This is a genomic window from Streptomyces sp. NPDC014870 (assembly GCF_043081505.1).
In the GTDB taxonomy this organism is placed as follows: Bacteria; Actinomycetota; Actinomycetes; order Streptomycetales; family Streptomycetaceae; genus Streptomyces.
The window spans coordinates 495,271-496,277 of record NZ_JBIBWQ010000007.1; the positions used below are offsets into that span (position 1 = coordinate 495,271).

The 1,007-nt window shown below is 67.2% G+C and carries 1 rRNA gene and 1 pseudogene; one reads left to right on the forward strand and one right to left on the reverse strand.

Annotated elements, in window-relative coordinates:
• Window positions 1–909: pseudogene (locus ACF09C_RS22600) on the forward strand (hypothetical protein); the annotation flags it as partial.
• A gap of 6 nt (window positions 910–915) precedes the next feature.
• Here the strand turns inward: ACF09C_RS22600 and rrf are convergent.
• Window positions 916–1,007: ribosomal RNA gene (gene rrf, locus ACF09C_RS22605) — 5S ribosomal RNA — on the reverse strand; the annotation flags it as partial.

Sequence of the window (1,007 nt, forward strand, 5' to 3'; positions counted from 1 at the left end):
GTCATCACGCGGCCGGTCATCACGCCGGAACGACGGACGCTCATCACGCCGGTCATCCCGACGGAACCCGCCACCACGGTTGTCATCACGACGGTCGTCGCGCGGACGCTCGTCACGACGGAACGACGGACGCTCATCACGCCGATCGTCACGACGGAACCCGCCGCCACGGTTGTCGTCACGGCGGTCGTCACGACGGAAGCCGCCACCGCGGTTGTCGTCACGACGGTCATCACGCGGCCGGTCATCACGCCGGAACGACGGACGCTCATCACGCCGGTCATCCCGACGGAACCCGCCACCACGGTTGTCATCACGACGGTCATCACGCGGACGCTCGTCACGACGGAACGACGGACGCTCATCACGCCGATCGTCACGACGGAACCCACCGCCGCGGTTGTCATCACGACGGAACGACGGACGGTCGTCACGCCGGTCATCGCGGCGGTACCCGCCGCCACGGTTGTCATCACGACGGTCATCACGCGGCCGGTCGTCACGACGGAAGGAGGGGCGGTCATCACGGCGGTCGTCACGGGGACGGTCGTCGCGCCGGAAGGAGGGACGGTCATCACGCCGGTCGTCGCGCCGGTCATCACGGCGGAACCCGCCGCCACGGTTGTCATCACGACGGTCATCACGCGGCCGGTCATCGCGGCGGTAGCCGCCGCCACCCCGGTTGTCGTCACGACGCGGGCCACGGAAGCCGCCCCGCTCGCCACCGTCCCTGCGACGCGGCTCGCGCTCCGGACGGTCGTCGGGAGAGTTGGTGGACATCGGCGTGACTCCTGTCTTCGGGTACTGCAGTCATTCTCGCGCAGCCGGCACCCCGACGCGCTTCGAAAAAATCAAGAAAAACAAAAGGACCCTTGGTCCCAGCGTGAACGCTGGGACCAAGGGTCCTGAAATATTGTTCGGCGGCGTCCTACTCTCCCACAGGGTCCCCCCTGCAGTACCATCGGCGCTGAAAGGCTTAGCTTCCGGGTTCGGAATGTAACCGGGCG